This is a genomic window from Solirubrobacter deserti (assembly GCF_027587175.1).
Lineage (GTDB): Bacteria > Actinomycetota > Thermoleophilia > Solirubrobacterales > Solirubrobacteraceae > Solirubrobacter > Solirubrobacter deserti.
The window spans coordinates 72,614-93,693 of the sequence record NZ_JAPCID010000009.1 but is presented as its reverse complement, the minus strand read 5'-3'; the positions used below and the strand labels follow the sequence as shown (position 1 = coordinate 93,693).

The window sequence follows — 21,080 nt, the reverse complement described above, 5'->3', positions numbered from 1 at the left end:
CGGCGGCCGCCTATCGTGGCCGGCCGTGCCTGCTCCTGACGCCATCGCCTATGTCCGTGCCGCCCTGCCGCCCGCGCCCGCCCGAGTCCTCGAGATCGGCGCCGGGGACGGCGCGCTCGCGCAGGTGCTGCGCGGTGCCGGGTACGACGTGACCGCGATCGACCCGGTCGGCGAGGGCGACGTACTGCCGGTCCCGCTGCTCGAGCTCGCGCCGTCGGAGCCGTTCGACGCCGCCGTGGCGATGACGTCGCTGCATCACGTCGAGCCGCTCGAGGCTTCGCTGTGCCACCTCGCCGAGCGGCTGCTGCGCCCCGGTGCGCGGCTGGTGGTCGACGAGTACGACGTCGCCGCCCTCGACGAGCGGGCCGCCCGATGGTGGCTGGACAAGGTGGGCAAGCAGGACGAGGACCCAGCGCACTTCGTCGCCCACATGCGCGACCACATCGCCTCGGTACCGCGCCTGCGGGAGGCGCTCGCGGTGCACTTCGACGTCTCCGAGCCCGTGCCCGGCGCCTACCTGTACCGCCACAAGCTCGGGCTGGAGCACCGCGCCGAGGAGGAGAGGCTGATCGCCGCGGGCGAGATCCCCGCGACGGGCAGCCGCTTCATCGCGATCCGGCGGTGATCAACGCTTGGCGAGCCGGCGCGCGCCGGTGCCCGCCGGCGTGTAGTCCATCGAGTAGTGCTCGTAGGTCGCGGCCTCGTCGTCGAGCGTGAGCTCTTTGTCGGTGTCGAAGCTCGGCGCCTTCTTGAAGACGGCCTTGCGCCGGTCCACGCGCACGTAGTCGCGCCCGACGGTCGCGCGCACCAGCGGCACGAGCGTCACCGACTTGGAGACCAGGCCGGTCTTGACCGCGAGGAAGGCGGGCTCGTCGGTCTCGCCGTCGTAGTAGACCTCGTCGAGCTTGCCCAGCTTCTCGCCGTTGGGGTCGACGACCTCCTGACCGCGCCAGTCCGCGATGTTCTCCACTGCGATCATGCCCGCTGCTCTACCCCACGCCGCGGCTCACAAGTCGCGGCGGCGGAAGGCGGCGAGCGCGCCGAATGCGATCGCGCCGAGATAGAGCGCGGTGAACGGCCAGAGGAACCAGCCGAACTCCTGCGCGCCGCCGAACGGGCCGAGGTCGATCGCGAAGCGCGAGAAGCCGAACGTGTCGGCCGTGATCTGGCTCAGCGCGTTCTGGTAGTGCGCCTCGAACGGCAGGATCCAGGACGTCACCTGCGACACGTCCTGCAGCGTCTCCGAGCTCAGCGCCTCCCCGATCTGGCCCAGCAGCCCGGCCGTGAGCCCGGCGCCGAAGAGCATGAAGATCGCGATCCCGTTCGCGGTGCTCGACAGCAACACCGACCCGCCGAGCGCGAGGGCGGCCAGCACCGCGACGGCGACCGCCATCTGGAACGCCGGAACGAACAGCCGGTCCGGCCACCAGTCGATGAACAGGTTCGTGATCACGACCGAAGCCAGGAACACGAACACCGTGTAGGTCACGCACACGCCCGCGGTGGCCGCGAAGCGCCCGAGCAGGAACGTCCCGCGCCCGAGCGGGCGCACGATCAACGGCTGCAGCAGCCCGCGCTCGGCGTCGCCGCGCACGGCGTTCAGCGTCAGGAAGACGGCGAGGATCGCGCCGAGGAACAGCGTCGCGAACATCGAGAGGCCGAGCAGCGTCGCGCCCGCGACCACGTCGCCGTCCACGCCCGACTGGAAGTCGCCGAACTCGGTCACCTCGCGCGAGACGCGCCACACGCCGAGCCCGTACAGCCCGAGGAAGGCGACGGTGAGCAGCGCCACGACCACGAACACGCGCCGGCGCACCGACTCGCGCAGGGCGACGCCAGCGACGATCCCGGCGCCCCTCATCGCCCGCCCACCAGCTCGAGGTACACGTCCTCCAGCGACGAGCGCAGCACGCGGATCTCGTACACGTCCTCGCCCTCGGCGACCAGCTCGCGCACGATCCGGGGCAGCTCCTCACGCGTGGCCTGCGCGAAGTGGCGCACGCCGCGGCCGGTGGTGACCTCCACGCCGCCCGCACGCGAGAGCTCCTCCGGTGCGCCCGCCGCGACCACCTCGCCGCGCGCGATCATCACCACGCGATCGCACACCAGCTCCACCTCGGACAGCAGGTGCGAGTTGAGCAGCACCGCGACGCCGCGCGAGCGCAGCGTCTCCAGCAGCTCGCGCACCGTGCGCCGGCCCGCCGGGTCGAGCGCGCTGGTCGGCTCGTCGAGCATCAGCAGCTTCGGCTCACCGAGCATCGCCTGTGCGATCCCGAGCCGCTGCTGCATGCCCTTCGACATCTGCCCCACGCGCCGGTCCGGCACCTCGCCGAGCCCGACGAGCTCGAGCAGCTCCCGCCGCTCGGCCGCGCCGCCGCGCGACTCGACGAGCTTCTGGTGCAGCTGCAGCAGCTCATCCGCGGCCAGCCAGTCGGGGAAGCGGAACAGCTCGGCGAGGTAGCCGAGCGAGCGGTTGGCTGGGAGCGAGCCGGCGGGCGCGCCCGCCACGGCCGCGCTCCCGCTCGTCTGCTGGACCAGGCCGCAGGCGATCTTGACGAGGGTGGACTTGCCGGCGCCGTTCGGCCCCAGCAGGCCGACCAGCTCCCCTTCGCCGACCGTCAGGTCGACGCCTTTGAGCGCCTCGTTCGCGCCGTAGCGCTTGCGGAGGTCTTCGACAGCGAGTGCGTCAGGCACGCCGGCCATCCTGCCCGATTCTCAGCCCGACCCGCCGTTCTGCACGGAATCTTCAACTCCGCCGGTGGTGCACGTGTTCACGTACACGACGGTCGCGTCCTCGTCGTCGGTGAGCTCGTTGAGCACCTGCTCGGGCAGCGCGACCGTGCTGTCCTCGCACACCCGTCCCTCGCGCGGGAGGTCCGCCTTCACGGGGAAGACGATCAGCGCCCCGACCGCGAGGGCGACGGCGATGATCGGCCACGGCGGCTTCGGCGGGCGGCCCGTCAACCCCCGTCCGGCGATCAGCGGCGCGAGCAGCAGCGCGGCGATCGCCATCGCGAGCATGAAGATCGCGGGCAGCACGAAGAAGAAGAACTGCGCCTCTTCCACGGCCACGGCGCTGCCGACCCCCAGCGCGGCGGCCAAGATGAGCAACATCCAGCCGACGCGCATCTGGCTACGAGCCTAGCTCCGCGATCCGACGGCTCAGGAACTCCCGCTCGACCTCGCTGTCGCACAGCCCGAGCGCGGCGCCGTAGGCCGCTTGGGCCTCACCCAGCCGGTCGAGGCGGCGGAGCAGGTCGGCGCGCGCGGCGTGAAAGAGGTGGTAGCCGTCGAGGTCGCCGATCGCGTCCATCGCGTCCAGGCCCGCTTCCGGCCCGTCGCGCTCGGCGATGGCCACAGCGCGGTTGAGCGCCACGACCGGCGTCGGCGACACGGCCCACAGCTGGTCGTAGAGCCAGACGATCCGCGTCCAGTCCGAACCGCGCGCGTGCTCGACCGCGATCGACGCCTGGATGAGGTAGACGCCGAGCCGGCCGAGCTGCCACCCGCGCGCCACGAACCGCTGTCCTTCGGCGATCTGCTCGCGGTCCCAGAGGCTGCGGTCCTGGTCGCGCAGCAGCACCAGCCGGCCGTCCGCGTCCACCCGCGCGGCGCGGCGCGAGTCCTGCAGCAGCATCAGCGCGAGCAGGCCGACCGCCTCACCCTCGTCGGGCATCAGCTGGACGAGCAGGCGCGCGAGCCGGATCGCCTCGGCCGTGAACTCGCTGCGCACGGGCGGGCCGTAGCCCGCGTTGAAGATCAGGTACAGCGTCGTGAGGACGCTGCGCAGGCGCTCGGGCAGGTCGGCGTCGCGCGGGATCTCGTACTTGATGCCCGACGACGCGATCTTGCGCTTGGCGCGGGAGATGCGCTGCGCCATCGCCGGCTCGGCGACCAGGAACGCGCGCGCGACCTCGGCCGTGCTCAGCCCGCCGAGCGTGCGCAGCGTGAGCCCGACGCGCGCCTCGGGGGCGAGTGCGGGATGGCAGACGGTGAACATGAGCCGCAGCCGGTCGTCGACGATCGGGCTCACGGGCTCGTCGGCGTCCGGCTCGGGCGCCTCCTCGCCGACCGTGCGCAGCTCGGCCTCGAGCGCCTTGCGCCGCCCGATCCAACGCTTCTCGGACCGGATGCGATCGAGCGCGCGGTTGCGCGCGGCGGTGACGATCCACGCCGCCGGATTGTCCGGCAGCCCGTCGCGCGGCCAGCGTTCGAGCGCGACCAGGAACGCGTCCTGCACGGCCTCCTCGGCGCGGTCGAGGTCGCCGAGGACGCGCGTGAGCACGGCGACCGCCTGCCCCGACTCGCGCCGGAACAGGCGGTCGACCAGAACCGCTTGTGGCCCGGCGCTCAGCCCTCGTACCCGTCGTAGTCCATGACCGGGCGCACCTCGACCGCGCCGAACTTGGCCTCGGGGATCTGCGCCGCCCACGTCAGGGCCTCGTCGAGGTCCTTGCACTCGAGCAGGTAGTAGCCGCCGAGTTGCTCCTTGGTCTCGGCGTAGGGACCGTCGGTGAGCATGCGCTCCCCGTCGCGCACGCGCACGGTGGTGGCCGCCGCGGTGGGCTCCAGGCCCTCGCCGCCGAGCAGCACGCCCGCCTCGCCGGCCGCCCCGGCGAACGCCCCGTGCGCCTCGAAGGACGCGGCGATCTGCTCCTGCGTCGCGTCGGCGTAGATGGATTCGTCGTTGTAGATGATCGCGAGGAACTTCATGGGTGGTGCCCTCCAGTTGGGTCGCTTGTCGACCCTACGACGTCCGGGATCCTCGTGCTTGACATTCGTGGCGCGCAAACGCTCGTCCGGTCGTCGCGTTAGGGTTCCTCCGGCGATGTCCAGGATCGCGGTAGTCACCGACACCACGCAGTACCTCCCCTCCGACGTGATCGCGCGGCACGGGATCCACCTGGTGTCCCTGTACGTCAACTGGGACGGCAGGACCGATCGCGAGATCGACCTCCCCGACTACGACGCCTACTACGACTTCCTGCGCAGCGCGGGTGATCTGCCGACCACCTCGCAACCTTCGCTCGGCGACTTCCTCGAGGTCTACGAGCCACTGGTCGAGGCCGGCGACGAGGTGCTCTCCGTCCACCTCAGCGGCGGCATCTCCGGCACCGTGCGCGCCGCCGAGCAGGCCCGCGAGCTGCTGATCGAACGCGGGATGCCCGCCGAGCAGATGGTCGTGGTGGACTCGCAGACCGGGAGCGCCGGCCACGGCTTCATGGCGGTCGCGGCGGCCAACGCCGTCGAGCGCGGGGCCGACCTGCAAGGCGCCGTCGAAGCGGCGAACAAGCTTCGTGAGGACCTGCAGATCCTCGTGATGGTGGACACGCTCGAGTACCTGCGCCGCGGCGGGCGCATCGGCGCGGCCGCCGCCTGGATCGGCGCGACACTCAAGGTCAAGCCGATTCTCACGATCGAGGGCGAGATGAAGCCGGTGGAGCGCGTGCGCACCGCCGGCCGCGCCTTCGAGCGCCTGGTCGCCCACCTCGAGCAGCGCCACGAGAACGGCTGCGACGCGTTCGCGATCCAGCACATCCAGGCACCCGCGGAAGCGGAGCGCCTCGCCGAGCGCGGGCGCGAGATCTTCGGGCGCGACCCCGAGATGGTCTCGGAGATCGGCCCCGTGATCGGCACGCACACCGGCCCGGGCATCCTCGGCGTCGCCGGGCTGCGCACGGAACTCCTGGGCCCGATGTAGCCCCGCGCCGCTCCTGCCGGGTGCGCGCGACCACGCCCTTGGAGGATTCGCACCGCGGATCGAGAAAGCCGTGCGCGGTGGGCGTCCCCCTCGATCCCCCAGACCGCAAGGAACCGCCGCTGGTCCGGGTGGTCCCTCACCTGTCGGCGCAGATCGTCCTGCGGACGCTGTTCATCGTCGTCTTCTTCGCGCTCGCCCTGTGGCTCGTGTACCTGCTGCGCAAGCCGATCAGCTGGGTGCTGATCGCCATCTTCCTCGCGGTGGCGCTGAGCGGCCCCGTGAACTGGCTCGACCAGTGGATGAAACGCGGGTTCGCGATCACGATCGTGTACCTGGCGCTGCTCCTGATACCGATCGGCATCGGCGCGTTGATCGTGCCGCCGCTGGTCACGCAGACCAACAACCTCATCCAGAACCTCCCGCAATACGCGCAGGACGTCCAGAACTACGTCGAGAAGAACGAGCGGCTGCGCAGCCTCGAGGCCGACTACAACATCACGGGCCAGCTACAGGAGCAGGCGGAAACGCTGCCAGGCCGGATCGGGGACGCCGCGAACGTGCTCGGCGACATCGGTCTTGGGGTCGTCAACTCGTTGTTCGCGCTGTTCACGATCCTCGTGCTGACCGCGTTCCTGCTCGGCAGCGGGCACAAATGGGTGCAGCGCGCGATCGACCTCAGACCGCCGCGGCACGCCGCGCGCATCCGCTCGGCCACCAACCACATGGGCAAGGCGGTGGGCGGCTACGTCGGCGGCGTGCTCGCGCAGGCCACGGTCGCGGCCGTCAGCGCCTACATCGTCCTGATCATCCTCGACGTCCCGTTCGCAGCGGCGCTGGCGATCATCATCTTCTTCGCCGACCTCGTCCCGCTGATCGGGGCGACGATCGGCGCGGTGCTCGTGGGCGTCGTCACCGTGTTCGCGGACTTCCCGACGGCGACGATCGTGTGGGCGATCTACTCGATCATCTACCAGCAGGTCGAGAACACGCTGATCCAGCCGCAGATCCAGAAGCGCGCGGTCAACGTGCACCCGTTCATCGTGCTCGTCGCCGTGCTGTTCGGCTCCACGCTCTTAGGCGTCCTGGGCGCGCTGGTCGCGATCCCGGTCGCCGCCTCCGTGCAGATCGGCATCCGCGAGTGGTGGGAGTACCGCAGCGACCAGGCGCGAGCGGAGCTCACCGCCGGCGCGGTCCCGCCCGAAGACGTTCCCCCGCCGGCGGGCGGCTCAGTAGTGACGCCGTGAAGAACGCCGGCCTGTGAGCAGGCCGGTCATCGCGGCGATGCCGCCGCCGAGCACGAAGCCCGCGACCGCCGCGCCGATGATTACCTCGCGCTTGTGCGCGGCCAGCTGCGAGCGCCAGTCGGTGGCCTTGGTGATCTCGCCGCGGAGGTTCTCGACGGCGAGGCCGAGCTCGGCGCGGTTGGCCTCGATCGAGCGCCGGATCTCCTCCGGCGTGCGCTGGGCGCTCATCGCTTGGCCTCCACCTTGCCCGGCGTGGTCGGCGCCACGACGCCCTCGGGCGTGGCCGGGTGGGGGTTCTGCAGCGTCGCCTTGATCAGCTGGGCCTCCTCGATCGCCATCTGCGGGGTGGGCGGCGTGCCCTTCTTGAAGAAGCGCGCGGCCATGAAGCCGGCGATGCCGCCGAAGAGGAACAGCACGCCCGCGAGGATCAGGTAGCCGAGCCACGGGTTGGACCCGAGCACGTCCGCGATCAGCAGCGCGAGGAAGTGCAGGAAGTAGATCAGGCCGGCGAGCACGAAGATGCCGGCGGCGGCGCCGACGGCGATGCCCTTGACCAGGCCGGAGACCTTCTCGGTCACCTCGGCCTTGGCCAGCGCGATCTCCTCGCGGACCAGCAGCTGCGCCTTCTCGGTGACCTCGGTGATCGCCTTCGCGAGCTCGGACGTCTGATGATCGGGCATCTAGTCGACCAGCCTCTTGAAGATGCGGGCCGCCAGGAACGCACCCGCGAAGACGAGCCCCGCGACCACCTCCGGGCGGTCCAGCGGGCCTGGCTCGCCTCCGGCGCGCGGCGCCTCCACCGGCGGGCGGTAGGCACCGGCGGCCGACGCGGCCGCGGCCGGGTCGGTCTCCGAGCCCAGGCCCGGGCTCATCACGCTCGCGCCGCTCACGGCCGCCGGCGGCTCCTTGCCGGGCGTCGAGCCCTTGACGGCGAGGCGCTCCGCGTTCCCGGCCTGCTCGCGCGCGCGGCGCGCCTCGGCTTCGGCGCGTTCGGCCTCCTGGCGCGCGCGCCGCTGCTTGCGGGTCTGCTTCTCCTCTTCGCGACGAGCGGACTCGGCCTGCTCCTGGGCCTTGGCCGTCTCTTCTTCGGCGCGGCGCGCGTCCGTCTCACGCAGCTCGGCGCGCAGTTCGGCGCCGCGGGCCTCGGCCTTGGTGCGCTCGGCCTGGGCCTGCGCCTCACGGGCGGCGGCGGCCTCCTCGGCCTCCTTGGCCGTGGAGCCGGCGGAGACGCTGCCGGCCTGGGCGGGCACTCCCGGCTCTTCGATGTCCGGCGGGGCGTCCCACTCCTGGGTGCGCTGGGGGTCGTCCTTACTCACTCCGGCGGATCTTCCCCAAAGATGCGGCGGAAAACCACAGCGGCCAGCCGCGTCGTCACGATCGAGGCCAGGGCCCCGGTGCCGGCGAGCAGGCCAGACCAGGCCAGGCGCTTGACGAGATCGTTGTCCATAGCGGCGGAGTCTATGCGGCCAGGCCGCCGCAGATGGTCTGCACGATGTGGACCTTCGCGTCCTCGTACTCGGCCTCGCTCTCGTCGAGCAGCCCGAAGATCCATCCCGTCAACACCTGCTCGATCGCCCCGTAGAAGGACATGACGGCGAACTCGGCCGGGATCTCGGCCCGGAACTCACCGCGTTCCTGCGCCTTCTCGACCACGCCGCGGATGAGCGCGTAGGCCTCGCCGATCTTGCCGATGTGTACGGCGCCGAACGAGTTCGCGGCGCGCGTGACCTCGACGATGATCACCTTCATCAGGTCGGGATCGTGACGGTAGGAGTCGATGATGAAGCCCGCGATCTGGTGCAGCTTCTGCTCGGCGGGGAGGTCGGTCGCGTCCGTGTGGCGGATCGCCTCCAGCAGGACCTCCCAGCGCTCGAGGAAGAGCGTGTCGAGCACCTGGTCCTTGGACTTGAAGTAGTGGTAGACGAGCCCGTAGGCCACGCCCGCCTCGTCGGCGATGTCTGACACGCGGCACTTGTGGAACCCCTCGCGCGCGAACACGCGCACGGCGGCGTCGAGGATGAGGCGCCGCTTGTCGACCGGCGCGGCCTTCGTCACGCCGTGACCTCGTCGGGCCACGCGTACGCCTGGGGGCGCCGGTTGGCCAGCGACGGCAGCGTCCGGCGGATCTCGGCCTGGCGCTCGAGGTCGAGGTCGGCGACCACGAACGTCTCCGTGTCCGGTGCGGTCGCGAGCACGACGCCCCACGGGTCGACGATCATCGAGCGCCCGCCGGAGCGGATGCCCGGCGCGTGCTCGCCGACCTGGTTGGCCGCGACCACGAACGCCTGGCCCTCGATCGCGCGGGCGCGCAGCAGGATCTCCCAGTGGTCGCGCGTGGTCGCGAACGTGAACGCGGCCGGCACGGCGATGATCTGCGCGCCTTTGACCGCGAGGATGCGGTACAGCTCGGGGAAGCGGACGTCGTAACAGATCGAGAGGCCGAGCGTGGGCCCCGCCGCCGTGTCCGACGTGACGATCTCCTCGCCGGGCGCCTCGTGCGCGGACTCCTGGTAGACACGCCCGCCGACCTCCACGTCGAACATGTGGATCTTGCGGTAGGTCGCGTGGACCTCGCCGTCCGGGCCGACGTGCAACGAGGTGTTGCTGTGCCGCGGCTCGCCCTGCTCGGTGAACGAGCCCGCCACGAGGTCGATGCCCAGCTCGCGCGCCGTGGCCTTCGCCCACTGCGCGACGGCACCGTCGAGCGGCTCGGCGGCCGCGATCGTCTGCTCCGGCGTGCCCAGCGCGGGCCACTTCTCGGGCAGTACGACGAGCTCCGCCCCCGCCTTCGCGGCGGCGCGCGTGAGACGGTCGGCGGTCTCGAGGTTGCGGTCGCGGTCGGGGGTCGACTGCAGCTGGACGGCGGCGGCGCGCAAGGCAATGTCTCCTTCGGTTGACTAACCAGTCAATCCGGTGCCGGAGCATATCGTGTGGACGCCATGCCGCTCCGCAAGTCCTGGCGCTGGATCGGCGCCTTCGCGCCCGACATGATGCTGTGCGTCGCGCAGGCCCGCGTGGGCCTCGTGCGCCGCTCGTGGTGGGCCGTCTGGGACGGGAAGACGCTGCACGAGGGCACGCGCGCGCCGTTCGCGTTGCAGCTCGACGAGGGCGAGCCGATCGAGGCCGAGACGGGACCGACCTGGACGCGCAAGACGCCGCTGCGCGTGCGCGGGACGGTGCTCGGCCGCGAGCTCGACGCGCCGGGCCTGCTCGACGAGTCCCACGGCCGCCACCCGCGCCGCACGTCGTGGCTGTGGTCGGCGGGCGCGGGCGTGACGACCGGCGGCGATGCCGTGGTCTGGAACCTCGTCGAGGGCATGCATCCCGGCGAGAACACCGTGTGGGTGAACGGCACGCCGCACCGCGTGGACCCGCCGCGGTTCGACGGCATCGAAGGGGTGGCCGACCTGCGCTTCACCGCGCTCGCCACGCGCGCCGCGAAGGAGAACTACCTCGTCCTGGCCTCCGACTACGAGCAGCCGTTCGGGACGTTCACGGGGTCGCTGCCGATCGCCGGCGAGCTCGCGCAGGGCTTCGGCGTGATGGAGCGCCACGAGGCGCTCTGGTGACCCGGCCGCGTGGTGGCCGGCCGCGCGCCGGCACCACACCGCCGGTGTACGCGTGATCGCGGCTGCCGCGGCGCTCGTCGCCGCCATCGCCGCCGCGATCGGGCGGCGCGCGCCCGAGGCGCTCGTGGCGCTCGTGGGCGCGGCGCTGCTGCTCGTCTTCGGCGTGCTCGAGCCGGACGCGGCGCTCGACGAGGCGGAGTCGCTGGCGTCGACGCTGATCGTGCTGGCTTCGCTGCTCGTGCTCGGCGACGGGTGCGAGCGGGCGGGGTTGTTCGACGCGCTGGCGGCCCGGATGGCGGCGCGCGCCCGTGGGTCCGGCCCGCGGCTGCTCGGCTACGTGTTCGGGGCTGCGGTCGCGGTGACCGCCGTGCTCGGCCTCGACGCGACCGTCGTCCTGCTCACGCCCGCCGCGTTCGCCGCGGCGGCGAAGGCGCGGCTCGCCGGGCGCCCGCACGTGTACGCGTGCTCACACCTGGCCAACAGCGCTTCGACGCTGCTGCCCGTCTCCAACCTCACGAACCTGCTCGCGTTCAGCGCCACCGGGCTCTCGTTCGCGGGCTTCGCGGCGCACATGGCGCTGCCCACGGCGGTCGCGATCGCGATCGAGTGGATCGTCATCCGGCGCGTGTTCCGCACGGCGCTCGCGGCGCCCGGCACGACGCCCGACGCCGCCCCGCCGCCGCTCCCGCGCCGCCCGCTGGTCATCCTCGCGCTCACGCTGGCCGGCTTCGTCGTCGCCGAGCCGCTGCACCTGGACCCCGCGTGGCCCGCGGCGCTCGGCGCCCTGGCGATGGTGCCGCGGATCAGGGCGATCGACTTCCCGCTGCTGGCGTTCGTGCTCGGCCTGAGCCTGATCGTGCGCGCGCTCGCCGACGCGGGCCTCGCCGACATCGCCGCGGACGTCCTTCCGAGCGGGACCGGACTGCTCGCGCTGCTGGGCGCGACGTTCCTCGCCGCCGCGCTGGCGAACACGCTCAACAACGTCCCGGCGCTGCTCGTCCTGCTCCCCGCGGCGGCCGCCGCCGGGCCGCACATCGTGCTCGCGGTGCTGATCGGCGTCAACGCCGGCCCCAACCTGACCTACACCGGCTCACTGGCCACGCTGCTGTGGCGCCGCGTCCTGCACCAGCAGGGCGAGCAGGTCAGCCACCGCGAGTTCCATCTGCTGGGCGTGCTGTCCGTTCCGCCGATCCTCGTCCTCGGCACCGTCGCGCTGTGGCTGACGGTGTGAGCGTCACACACACGGGCACGGACAACCGGTAGCTTCGCGAGTGCGATGACGCTCCCGCCTGGCCCGCCGCGCCCCCACCTCGCGCAGACCGTCGGCTGGCTCACGCGCCCCGGCCCGTACTCGCGCCGCCTGCGCGAGCGCTACGGCGACGTCTTCACCATCCACGTCGAGCAGCGCGCCCCTTGGGTCATGCTCGGCCATCCCGATCACGTCAAGCAGGTCTTCACCGGCGACCCGAACGTGCTGCACGCGGGTGAGGGCAACAACATCCTCAAGCCGCTGCTCGGCGCGCGCAGCGTCCTGCTGCTGGACGGCTCCGAGCACATGCAGCACCGCAAGGCGCTGCTGCCGCCCTTCCACGGCGAGCGCATGCAGGCCTACGGCGACATGATCCGCGCCATCGCGAATGAGGAGGTCGCGGGCTGGCCGGTCGGGACGCCGCTCGCCACCCGCCTGCGCACGCAGGAGCTCACGCTCGAGATCATCATGCGCGCCGTCTTCGGCTCACGGGACCAGCGCCTGCGCGACGCGCTGCACGGCCTGCTCGAGTTCGTCGGCCGGACCAGCGTGCTCGTGCTGTCGGTGCTCGGCGGCAAGCGCGCGAACACGGCCGTCTTCGACCGCGTCCGCGTGCCGATCGACGCCCTGCTCGGCGAGCTGATCACGGCCCGCCGCGCCGACCCGGATCTCTCCGAGCACGCCGACATCCTCTCGATGCTGCTGGCCGGCACCGACATGGACGACGCGACACTCAAGGACGAGCTCCTCACGCTGCTCGTGGCCGGGCACGAGACCACGGCCACGGCGCTGGCGTGGGCGCTCGAGCGGCTCGCCCGCCACCCGGGCGCCTGGGCGCGGCTGCGCGAGGGCGACGACGACTACGTCGACGCCGTGTGCAAGGAGACGCTGCGGCTGCGCCCCGTGCTCCCGGGCGTGATCCGCCTGCTCAAGGCGCCGTACGAGATCGCCGGCTACACGTTGCCCGCGGGCGTCGCGGTCGTGCCGTCGATCCACCTCATCCACACCCGCGCGGACATCTACCCGGACCCGCTCGCATTCCGCCCGGAGCGCTTCCTGGAGAAGCCGCCCGGCACCTACACGTGGATCCCGTTCGGCGGCGGCGTGCGCCGCTGCCTGGGCGCGAGTTTCGCGCTGTTCGAGATGCGCTGGGTGCTGCGCGCGATCGCCGACGCCGTGGTGGAGCTGCAGCCGGGCACGACCTCCGCCGAGGACACCAAGCACCGCTCGATCACGCTCGCCCCGAAGGCCGACGGCCGCGTCATCGTGGCGCGACGAGCAGCGCCTGCGCGCCGCGGGCAACCGGTCCCGTCCGGTCGCTGAGCACGGACGAGGCCAGCCCGGCGCCGCCTTCGGCGATCTGCGTCGCCGCGTCCAGCAGGACCCACTCGCCCACCGGCTCGCGCACGAAGTGCACCGTGAGCTCGGTGTTGATGAACAGGTAGCGCGCCCAGTCGAGCACGTTGGACGCGCCGTTCCCGCTGTCGGCCACGACCGTCACGCGCTGGCGCGGCGACGGCTCCTCGCCTTCGATGAGCGGGATCTTCATGCGCGTCCAGACCGTCGCCGGCCCGCGGTCCAGCCACCCGCCGCGGGCCCACCGCCACTCGACCGCGTGCGCGTAGCCGAACGTCTCGCCCAGCGCGGCCGGCGGCACGTGCTCTTGCTCGGGCAGGTCGACGGGAGCCTCCTCGACGGTGCCCGCGGGAGCCGGCCGCACCCGCCAGGCCCGTGCGCGCAGCACCTCGCGGCCGTCCACGGCGATCGACCCCGCGAGCAGCTCGACCGACCGCCCCGGCCGCTCGACCTCGACGCGCACGTCCATCTCCCCGATCGCCACCGGCCCGAGGATCTCGATCGTGATCCGCGCGATCACGAGCTCGGACGCCAGCCGCTCGAACGCCCGCAGCATCAGCGCCGAAGGCGGTCCGGCGTGCTGGTGCGCCGGGTCCCACGGCCCGGAGGTCCGCTTCGTCGCCCGGAAGCGCCCTTCGCCCAGGTCCACGTAGAAGCTCACGCGAGCCCCAGCATCGCCCGCGCCTCGGAGACCGTCGCCAGCCGCCGCCCCGAGTCGACCGCCATCCGCGCCGCCCGCGCGACCAGCTCACCGTTGGACCGGGCCATCGCCCCGTCCGGGAGGTAGAAGTTGTCCTCGAGCCCGACGCGGATGTTCCCGCCGAGCGACAGGGCCGCGGCCAGCAGCCCCCACTGCGCGCGCGAGATGCCGATCACGCCCCATTGGTGCGGCACGTCCGGCACCTGCTCGGCCATGTGCGCGACGTTGCGCGCCGTCGGCCGGATCCCGCCCGTCACGCCCATCACGAACGACACCTGCAGCGGCGGCTTCAGGACACCCATGTCGAGCAACGGATCGAGCGACGCCACATGGCCCGAGTCGAAGCACTCGTGCTCGGGCCGGATGCCGCTTTCGACCATCGTCGCCAGCAGCGCGCCGATCGTGTCGAACGAGTTCTCGAACACGGCCTTGAACACGAAGTCCTTCCGCCGCGCCGAGTACTTGGCGTAGTTCATCGAGCCCATGTTCAGCGCGCCGACGTCCGGCCGCAGCTCCTTCAGGTACGCCTGCCGCACCTCGATCGGCACGCCCAACGCGCCGGTCGAGTAGTTGATGATGAGCGCGTCGCCGACCTCGCCCCGGATCGCGTCCGTGATCGCGCGGAAGTCCTCGATCGCGTGCGACGGCGTCCCGTCCGGCCGGCGCGCGTGCAGGTGCACCATCACGCCGCCCTCGTCCACCACGCGCCGCGCCTCGGCCGCGTACTCGGCCGGCGTGTACGGGATCGCCGGGCACTGCTCACGCGAAGCCAGCGCCCCCGAGACGGCGCACGTCAAGATCACGGGGTCGCTCACCCCGGTACCTCTATCGGAACGAGCCGTTGCGCGCGCCCTTGTTCACGTACATCGCGCGGTCGGCGTGCGCGAGCAGGTCAGCGGCGCCCGCCGCGTCGCCCGGGAACTGCGCGATGCCGACCGCGGCCCGCAGCTCCATGTGATCGAACGGCGCGGCCAGCGCTTCGCGCACCCGCTGGACGGAGTGCATCACCGCGCGCGCGGGGTCGTCGAGGTCGGTCAGCACGACCACGAACTCGTCGCCGCCCAGCCGGGCGACGAGGTCGCGCTCGCGCACGCAGCGCCGCAGCCGCAGCGCCACCTCGCGCAGCGCCGTGTCGCCGGCCGCGTGCCCGTGGGTGTCGTTGATGGCCTTGAAGCCGTCGAGGTCGAGCATGATCACGCCGACCGCCCGGCCGCGCGCCTCGGCGCGCCGCAGCGCCGCCTCCAGCGTCCGCTCCAGCGCGCGCCGGTTCGCGAGCCCGGTCAGCGCGTCGGTGTCGGCCTCGTGGCGCGTGCGCCGGTCCTGCTCCACCCGCGCGGTCACGTCGTCGTAGGAGGCGACCGCGCCGTACTGCCGGCCGTGCCCGTCGAACAGCGGGTTCGCGTGCACCTCGACCCATAGCAACGAGCCGTCGCGGCGCACGCAGCGCATCACCTGGCCCGTCACCTCCTCACCCTTCAGTGCGCGCAGCAAAGGCAGCCGGTCCTCGCCCAGCAGGTGCCCGCGATCGTCGAGCAGGTCGACCGGGATGCCGCTCAGCACGCTCCCCGACAGCTCGCTCACGGCCACGCCGAAGACGTCCGCGGCGGCCTCGTTGGCCACCACGACGCAGCCGTCCATGTCGACGACGATGACGCCCTCCTGCAGGCCGGCGAGGATCTCGCGGTTGAGCTCCTCGGACGCGCGCAACGAGCGCTCGTGCGCCTTGTGCGAGGTGATGTCGGCGAACGCGGCCAGCACGGACCGCGCGCCGAGCGGCGTCAGCTGCACGCGCCACCACGCGTCTCCGGCCGCCCACTCCAGCAGCGCCGGCTCCTGTGCGCGGCAGGCGGCGGCGAGCGCTTCCGGATCGTCGGGCAACGCGATGCGGCGGCGTGCTTCGGCGTTGGCCCACGAGCGGGTGAGCGCGCCGTCGGCGAGGGCCCACACCTGCAGCGCGACGGGCACGGCATCGAGCACATGTCGGTCAGTCACGCGCGATCCACTTACCCACTCAGACCGGCACTACACCATGTTTGCGGTATGGGCGCTCCAGTTTCTTGTTTTTAGCGAGCTGGAGCGCGCGGATGATGGTCGGCCGGGTCTCGCGCGGATCGATGACGTCGTCGATCATCGCGTTGCCCGCGGCGACGTAGACGTCGATCAGCCCGCGGTAGGTCTCGATCATCTCGGCCTTGTTGGGCGCGTCGCGGAACAGAATCTCCGCCGCGCCCTCGGCGCCCATCACGGAGATCTCGGCCGACGGCCACGCGACGATCAGGTCGGGCTCGTACGCGCGCCCGTTCATCACGTAGTAACCGGCGCCGTAGGCCTTGCGCAGCACGACCGTGACCTTCGGGACGGTGGCGCTCGAGACCGCGTGCAGCATCTTCGCGCCGTGCCGGATGATCCCCGCCTGCTCGACCTTGGTGCCGACCATGAAGCCCGGCACGTCGACCAGGAACACGAGCGGGATGCCGAACGCGTCGCACAGGTTCACGAAGCGCGCGGCCTTGTCGGCGGAGTCGTTGTCGAGGATGCCGCCGAGGTGGCGCGGCTGGGAGGCGACGATCCCGACCGGCTGCCCGCCCATGCGCGCCAGGCAGGTGATGATCGTCCTCGCCCACTTGGGCTTGAGGTCGAAGTAGGACCCGTCGTCGACGATGGTCTTGATCACGTCGTACATGTCGTACGGCTTGCGGTTGGACTCGGGGAGCACGTCCAGCAGCGGCTCCTGGTCGAGCTCGGCGCCCGGCTCGCGCACTGGTGGCGCCTGCTCGCAGTGCGACGGGAAGAACGACAGGTACTCCTTGATGCGCGCGATGCACTCGGCGTCGTCGGCCACCTCGAGGTCGCCGACGCCCGACTTGCGGCAGTGCACGCGCGCCCCGCCGAGCTCCTCCGGCGTGACCTCCTCGCCGATCGCCGCGCGCACGAGGTGCGGGCCCGCCAGCGCCATCGACCCCTGCCCGCTCACCATCGGGACGAAGTCCGCCAGGCCCGGGATGTAGGCCGTGCCCGCCGCGCACGGGCCCATCACCGCGGCCACCTGCGGCACGACGCCGCTCATGATCGACTCCTCGCGGAACAGGTGGCCCGTGCCGGCGAACAGGGCACCGACCGCCTCCTGCACGCGCGCGCCGGCGGAGTCGAGCAGCCACACGATCGGGATCCGCTTGGTCAGCGCCAGCTCACGGATCCGCGTCACCTTGAGCTCGCCGGTCATGCCCATCGACCCGGCCATCACGGTGAAGTCGTAGGCGACGATCGCGACCGGGCGCCCGTCCACGTGCCCCCAGCCCGTGACGACGCCGTCCGCAGGCGCCTCGCGCCCGTCCATCGCGCGCTGGGAGAAGTGCGGGCGCGCGTGCACGCCCAGCTCCGTGAAGTCGTCGGTGAGCAGCGCGATCCGCTCGCGCGCGGTCAGCTTGCCCGCCGCGTGCTGGCGCGCGATCTTCTCCTCGCCTCCGCCCAACCGGGCGGCGGCTCTGCGTTCCTCGAGTTCAGCGGCCAGCGGTCGCAACATGCCGGCTCACAGGACAGCCCGCTCCGAGGGATTCCCTGACGGCACGGAGCCTGCCAGCCGCGTGTCGGCGAGGCGCAGGACGGCCGCGACGCTGGGCGCCTCGCGGGGCAGCTGGACGGTGACCGAGCGGCAACGCACGCCGCTCGCGCGATCGGCGACGGCGGCCGCGGCCATGCGGACGACGTCCTCGGAGCCCGCGTCCATCAGCGCGCACAGCTGGACGCCGCCGAGCCGGTACACGTGGCCGTGGCCGACGAGCAGGCTCTCCAGGCGCGCGCCGAGCCGGGCCAGCAGCGCGTCCCCGGCGACATGCCCGTGGCGGTCGTTGTAGCCGCGCATCCCGTGCAGGTCGAAGAGCGCGAACGAGGCCGGGTGGCCGTCCGCGAGCAGCTGGCCGAGATCGTCGAAGAGCGCGCGCCGGTTGCCGAGCCGCGTGAGCGTGTCGTGCGTGGCCGCGAAGTGCAGCTCGGCCGCCGCCGCCGCGACGGCCCGGTTGGCCCGGCGCAGCTCGACCTCGGCCATCGCCGCGCCCGCGAGGTCCTCCAGCACGCCGTTGTCGCGGCCGGTCCACTGGCGCGGCTCGTGGTCGATCGCGCACAACGCGCCGATCCGCTCGCCGGACGAGGTCGTCAGCGGCATGCCGAGGTAGGCGACGACGCCAAGCTCCTCGACGGCGGGGTTATCACGGACCTTCGGGTGCACGCGCGCGTCCACGACCTCGAGCGGCGCGCCGGACTCCACGACGTGCTTGCAGAACGAGTGCGAGAGCGGGGTCTCGCGCACGTGGCCCACGCCGACCGAGCTCTTGAACACCTGGCGGTCGTCGCTGACGAGCGTGAACAGCGCGACGGGGACCTGCAGGACCTCGGCGACCAGCCGCGTCACGCGGTCGAACGCGGCCACCGACGAGCCGTCGAGCAGGCCCGTCTCGGCCAGCGCCGCCAGGCGCCGCGGGTCCCCGACGCCGGTCACCTAGAGCACCGCTCGCACGATCGACTCGACCAGCTCCACGTTCGCGGGCTCGGGATACTCGAAGGCGGTCACCTCGAGCCCGATCACCTCGCACTCACGCTTGACCTCGGCCAGCAGCGTCCGCAGCCCGGTGTCGCTCAGGCCGCCCGGCACGGCGAACTGCGACGGCAGGATGTCGGGGTCGAGCACGTCGAGGTCCAGGTGGACGTAGACCTTCTGGCCGGCCAGGCGCTGCGCCACCTCGGACGGCCGGACGTTCTTGACGCCGGTCGTGTCCACGAGCACCCGCTCGCCGGCGTCGAGGTCGCGCACGCCGGACATCAGCACGCGGCCCGGGTCGATCGACGGCTCAAAGCCCGCGTCCCACACGCCGCAGGACGCCGCCAGGCACATGCCGCCGAGGAAGCCGGACGGCGTCGTGTCCGGCGTGTTGTAGTCACCGTGGGCGTCGAGCCACAGGACGCGCGCGTCCGGCTCATGGCGGGTGATGGCCTGGAAGGTCGTCATGCAGATCGAGCAGTCCGACGTCGTCAGGACCGGGAACGCGCCCGCCACCAGCATGTCCTCCACCTGACCTCCCGCCTCGAGCAGGCAGCCGTGCGAGTCGCGCAGGTCGTCGTCCCAGTTGGCGATCCGCGCTTCGCCGAAGGTGCCGACCAGGCGCGCGTCCGGGTCCAGAGCGAGCGCGAGCGCCTCCGCCCCGCGCGACGCGCCGGGCGTGCGGTCGGACGTGCGGCAGCGCAGCGCGGTGACGCTCAGTGGCCGGTCCACACCGGCTCCCGCTTCTCCATGAACGCCTTCACGCCCTCCTGGATGTCGTCGGTCGAGAACGCCAAGCTGAGCTGCGCCTGCAGGTACTCGAGCGCGTCGGCGAACGGCATGTCCTGCTGGCGGTACATCGCGTCCTTGCCCATGCGCATCAGCAGCGGCGACTTGGCCGCGAGGGCGCTCGCCCAGCCGGCGACGGCGGCTTCGAACTCCGCGTCCGGCACGACCTTGTTGACGATCCCGATCCGCTCGGCCTCGGCGGCGCTGATCTGCTCGCCGAGCAGCAGCAACTCGTTCGTCTTCTTACGCCCGACGTTCCGGTAGATCAGCGCCATGATCATGAACGGGAACACGCCGACGTTGATCTCGGGCGTCCCGAAGCGCGCGGACTGCTTCGCGACGATCAGGTCACAGGCGAGCGCGAGCCCGAGCGCGCCGGCGAGCACGTGGCCGTTCGCGGCGCACAGCGTCGGCTTGCCCAGGGCGCCGATGGCCTGGAAGAGCTGGACGAACTTCGCGGTCGCGAAGTGCTTGCCGATGAGCGGCACATCGGCCGCAAAGCCCTTCAGATCGCCGCCCGCGCTGAAGACCTTCTCGTGCGTGGAGGTGAGCACGACGGCGCGCACGACTGCGTCTTCGCGCGCCTGCGCGAACGCCGCCAGCAGGTCGTCGAGCAACTCGTCCGAGAGCGCGTTGCGTGCCTCCGGACGGTCCATGGCGATGGTCGCGACGTGATCCTGGACGTCGTATCGCAAAGTGGTGAGACCCATCTGCTGCCGAGCCTATCCGCACTCCGTAGTCTCCCGCTATGGCCGCCGCGAATGTCCTGAAACCGGATCACGCCGCGCCGCGGCGTCACTTCATCTTCAACGACGAGCACGAGGCGCTGCGCGAGTCGCTCCACAGCTACGTGATGAAGGAGCTCGCGCCGCACGCCGAGGAGTGGGAACAGACGACCTTCCCGAGCTCGGTGTTCCCGCGCATGGGCGAGCTCGGGTTCCTCGGGCTCTCGATGCCCGAGGAGTACGGCGGCCAGGGCGGCGACTACTTCTTCAATCTCGTCCTGGCCGAGGAACTCTCGCACTCGGGCAGCGGCGGGCTGGCGATGGGTGTCGCCGTGCACACCGACATGGCCACGCCGCCGATCCTGCAGTTCGGCACCGAACAGCAGAAGCAGGACTACCTCGTGCCCGCGATCGCCGGCCAGAAGATCGCCTGTCTGGGCATCACCGAGCCCGACGCCGGCTCCGACGTGTCCGGCATCCGGACGCGCGCCGTGCGCGACGGCGACGAATGGGTCATCAACGGCTCCAAGACCTACATCACGAACGGTCACCGCGCCGACTTCATCGTGCTCGTGACCAAGACCGACCCGGACGCCGGCTACGACGGCTTCACGCTGTTCATCGTCGACATGGACGCGCCCGGCGTGATCCGCGAGAAGAAGCTCGAGAAGCTCGGGATGCACGCGAGCGACACCGCGCTGCTCGCCTTCAACGACGTCCGCGTGCCCGACACCGCGGTCCTCGGCGAGCTCGGCAAAGGCTTCTACCACATCATGTGGGAGCTCCAGGGCGAGCGGCTGATCGGCGCCGCGGGCTGCGTCGCCGGCGCCCAGCGAGCGTTCGACCGCACGCTCGCCTACGCGCTGGAGCGCAAGGCGTTCGGGCGCGAGATCGGCCACTTCCAGGTGATCCGCCACAAGTTCGCGGCGATGGCGACCAAGATCGAACGCTCGCGCCAGCTCGTGTACTCGACCGCCTGGCGCTTCGCCAACGGCGAGTACCCCGTGCGCGAGATCTCCATGGCCAAGCTCGACGCCTCCCAGATGTGCTGCGAGGTCGCCGACGAGTGCCTGCAGATCCACGGCGGCGCCGGATACATGCGCGAATACCAGATCGAGCGCGCGTGGCGTGACCTGCGCCTGAACCGGATCGGCGCCGGCACGGACGAGATCATGCTCGACGTCGTTGGCCGTTCGTACGGTTTATAGGCCGC

26 protein-coding genes are annotated in these 21,080 nt (G+C 71.8%); 7 read left to right on the top strand and 19 right to left on the bottom strand.

Annotated features, from left to right (window positions below):
- The first annotated feature begins 25 nt into the window (after window positions 1-25).
- Window positions 26-625 (top strand): class I SAM-dependent methyltransferase, encoded by a 600-nt coding sequence (locus OJ962_RS07970; protein WP_202955757.1) that lies wholly within the window; start codon window positions 26-28, stop codon window positions 623-625.
- On the opposite strand, the gene OJ962_RS07965 is transcribed toward OJ962_RS07970, so the two are convergent.
- The 6 genes from OJ962_RS07965 to OJ962_RS07940 are packed head-to-tail and all read right to left on the bottom strand — an operon-like array spanning window position 626 to window position 4,713.
- On the bottom strand, window positions 626-979 hold the full coding sequence (locus OJ962_RS07965) for a PRC-barrel domain-containing protein (protein ID WP_202955756.1): 354 nt from the start codon (window positions 977-979) through the stop codon (window positions 626-628).
- Between the two features lie 27 nt (window positions 980-1,006).
- Window positions 1,007-1,861, bottom strand: a complete 855-nt coding sequence (locus OJ962_RS07960) for an ABC transporter permease subunit (RefSeq protein WP_202955755.1) — start codon at window positions 1,859-1,861, stop codon at window positions 1,007-1,009.
- Complete coding sequence (locus OJ962_RS07955; protein WP_238931838.1) at window positions 1,858-2,703, bottom strand: ABC transporter ATP-binding protein; 846 nt, start codon at window positions 2,701-2,703, stop codon at window positions 1,858-1,860. The genes OJ962_RS07960 and OJ962_RS07955 overlap by 4 nt, the downstream gene beginning before the upstream one ends.
- A gap of 12 nt (window positions 2,704-2,715) precedes the next feature.
- On the bottom strand, window positions 2,716-3,114 hold the full coding sequence (locus OJ962_RS07950) for a hypothetical protein (protein ID WP_202955753.1): 399 nt from the start codon (window positions 3,112-3,114) through the stop codon (window positions 2,716-2,718).
- A 19-nt stretch (window positions 3,115-3,133) separates the two neighbouring features.
- Entirely contained in the window at window positions 3,134-4,318 is a 1,185-nt protein-coding gene (locus tag OJ962_RS07945; RefSeq protein ID WP_238931969.1) for an RNA polymerase sigma factor, read from the bottom strand.
- Between the two features lie 32 nt (window positions 4,319-4,350).
- Entirely contained in the window at window positions 4,351-4,713 is a 363-nt protein-coding gene (locus OJ962_RS07940; protein WP_202955752.1) for a YciI family protein, read from the bottom strand.
- A 115-nt stretch (window positions 4,714-4,828) separates the two neighbouring features.
- Here OJ962_RS07940 and OJ962_RS07935 point away from each other — a divergent pair, with 115 nt between their 5' ends.
- Together OJ962_RS07935 and OJ962_RS07930 are read left to right on the top strand one after the other, a co-directional pair.
- On the top strand, window positions 4,829-5,701 hold the full coding sequence (locus OJ962_RS07935) for a DegV family protein (RefSeq protein ID WP_202955751.1): 873 nt from the start codon (window positions 4,829-4,831) through the stop codon (window positions 5,699-5,701).
- A gap of 77 nt (window positions 5,702-5,778) precedes the next feature.
- The gene (locus OJ962_RS07930; protein ID WP_202955750.1) at window positions 5,779-6,945 is read left to right on the top strand and encodes an AI-2E family transporter; all 1,167 of its coding nucleotides are present in this window, start codon (window positions 5,779-5,781) and stop codon (window positions 6,943-6,945) included.
- Here the strand turns inward: OJ962_RS07930 and OJ962_RS07925 are convergent.
- From OJ962_RS07925 to OJ962_RS07900, 6 genes are read right to left on the bottom strand one after another with little or no spacing between them, the layout of a single operon-like run.
- Window positions 6,928-7,173 (bottom strand): DUF3618 domain-containing protein, encoded by a 246-nt coding sequence (locus OJ962_RS07925; protein ID WP_202955749.1) that lies wholly within the window; start codon window positions 7,171-7,173, stop codon window positions 6,928-6,930. The genes OJ962_RS07930 and OJ962_RS07925 overlap by 18 nt on opposite strands.
- On the bottom strand, window positions 7,170-7,625 hold the full coding sequence (locus OJ962_RS07920) for a phage holin family protein (RefSeq protein WP_202955748.1): 456 nt from the start codon (window positions 7,623-7,625) through the stop codon (window positions 7,170-7,172). The genes OJ962_RS07925 and OJ962_RS07920 overlap by 4 nt, the downstream gene beginning before the upstream one ends.
- Window positions 7,626-8,261, bottom strand: a complete 636-nt coding sequence (locus OJ962_RS07915; protein WP_202955747.1) for a hypothetical protein — start codon at window positions 8,259-8,261, stop codon at window positions 7,626-7,628.
- Window positions 8,258-8,392 (bottom strand): hypothetical protein, encoded by a 135-nt coding sequence (locus OJ962_RS07910; RefSeq protein WP_255526001.1) that lies wholly within the window; start codon window positions 8,390-8,392, stop codon window positions 8,258-8,260. The genes OJ962_RS07915 and OJ962_RS07910 overlap by 4 nt, the downstream gene beginning before the upstream one ends.
- Before the next feature lie 11 nt (window positions 8,393-8,403).
- On the bottom strand, window positions 8,404-9,000 hold the full coding sequence (locus tag OJ962_RS07905) for a TetR/AcrR family transcriptional regulator (protein WP_202956082.1): 597 nt from the start codon (window positions 8,998-9,000) through the stop codon (window positions 8,404-8,406).
- Window positions 8,997-9,821 carry a carbon-nitrogen hydrolase family protein gene (locus OJ962_RS07900; protein WP_202955746.1) on the bottom strand — a complete coding sequence of 275 codons (825 nt, stop codon included), beginning with the start codon at window positions 9,819-9,821 and terminating at the stop codon, window positions 8,997-8,999. Before OJ962_RS07900 ends, OJ962_RS07905 begins: the two co-directional genes overlap by 4 nt.
- Before the next feature lie 63 nt (window positions 9,822-9,884).
- Between OJ962_RS07900 and OJ962_RS07895 the strand changes: the two genes are divergently transcribed.
- Genes OJ962_RS07895 through OJ962_RS07885 form a run of 3 tightly spaced genes read left to right on the top strand, consistent with a single transcriptional unit; the run spans window position 9,885 to window position 13,086 of the window.
- A complete protein-coding gene (locus tag OJ962_RS07895; RefSeq protein ID WP_202955745.1) occupies window positions 9,885-10,514 on the top strand; it encodes a DUF2804 family protein in 630 nt (209 codons plus the stop codon).
- Window positions 10,515-10,566: 52 nt separating this feature from the next.
- Window positions 10,567-11,745, top strand: coding sequence for an SLC13 family permease (locus OJ962_RS07890; protein ID WP_202955744.1), 1,179 nt, complete (start codon window positions 10,567-10,569; stop codon window positions 11,743-11,745).
- Between the two features lie 45 nt (window positions 11,746-11,790).
- On the top strand, window positions 11,791-13,086 hold the full coding sequence (locus OJ962_RS07885) for a cytochrome P450 (protein WP_202955743.1): 1,296 nt from the start codon (window positions 11,791-11,793) through the stop codon (window positions 13,084-13,086).
- On the opposite strand, the gene OJ962_RS07880 is transcribed toward OJ962_RS07885, so the two are convergent.
- The 7 genes from OJ962_RS07880 to OJ962_RS07850 are packed head-to-tail and all read right to left on the bottom strand — an operon-like array spanning window position 13,025 to window position 19,852.
- A complete protein-coding gene (locus OJ962_RS07880) occupies window positions 13,025-13,780 on the bottom strand; it encodes a thioesterase family protein (protein ID WP_202955742.1) in 756 nt (251 codons plus the stop codon). The genes OJ962_RS07885 and OJ962_RS07880 overlap by 62 nt on opposite strands.
- Window positions 13,777-14,634, bottom strand: a complete 858-nt coding sequence (locus OJ962_RS07875; protein ID WP_202955741.1) for a BKACE family enzyme — start codon at window positions 14,632-14,634, stop codon at window positions 13,777-13,779. The genes OJ962_RS07880 and OJ962_RS07875 overlap by 4 nt, the downstream gene beginning before the upstream one ends.
- Before the next feature lie 10 nt (window positions 14,635-14,644).
- Window positions 14,645-15,811 (bottom strand): diguanylate cyclase domain-containing protein, encoded by a 1,167-nt coding sequence (locus OJ962_RS07870; protein WP_202955740.1) that lies wholly within the window; start codon window positions 15,809-15,811, stop codon window positions 14,645-14,647.
- A 19-nt stretch (window positions 15,812-15,830) separates the two neighbouring features.
- Window positions 15,831-17,342: an acyl-CoA carboxylase subunit beta gene (locus tag OJ962_RS07865; RefSeq protein WP_202955739.1), complete on the bottom strand. Its 1,512-nt coding sequence runs from the start codon at window positions 17,340-17,342 to the stop codon at window positions 15,831-15,833.
- 6 nt (window positions 17,343-17,348) lie between these two features.
- Window positions 17,349-18,314 carry a sensor domain-containing diguanylate cyclase gene (locus tag OJ962_RS07860; protein WP_202955738.1) on the bottom strand — a complete coding sequence of 322 codons (966 nt, stop codon included), beginning with the start codon at window positions 18,312-18,314 and terminating at the stop codon, window positions 17,349-17,351.
- Window positions 18,315-19,085, bottom strand: coding sequence for an arginase family protein (locus tag OJ962_RS07855; protein WP_202955737.1), 771 nt, complete (start codon window positions 19,083-19,085; stop codon window positions 18,315-18,317).
- On the bottom strand, window positions 19,070-19,852 hold the full coding sequence (locus OJ962_RS07850; protein WP_202955736.1) for an enoyl-CoA hydratase/isomerase family protein: 783 nt from the start codon (window positions 19,850-19,852) through the stop codon (window positions 19,070-19,072). Before OJ962_RS07850 ends, OJ962_RS07855 begins: the two co-directional genes overlap by 16 nt.
- A gap of 38 nt (window positions 19,853-19,890) precedes the next feature.
- Between OJ962_RS07850 and OJ962_RS07845 the strand changes: the two genes are divergently transcribed.
- Window positions 19,891-21,075 (top strand): acyl-CoA dehydrogenase family protein, encoded by a 1,185-nt coding sequence (locus tag OJ962_RS07845; protein WP_202955735.1) that lies wholly within the window; start codon window positions 19,891-19,893, stop codon window positions 21,073-21,075.
- Window positions 21,076-21,080: the final 5 nt, after the last annotated feature.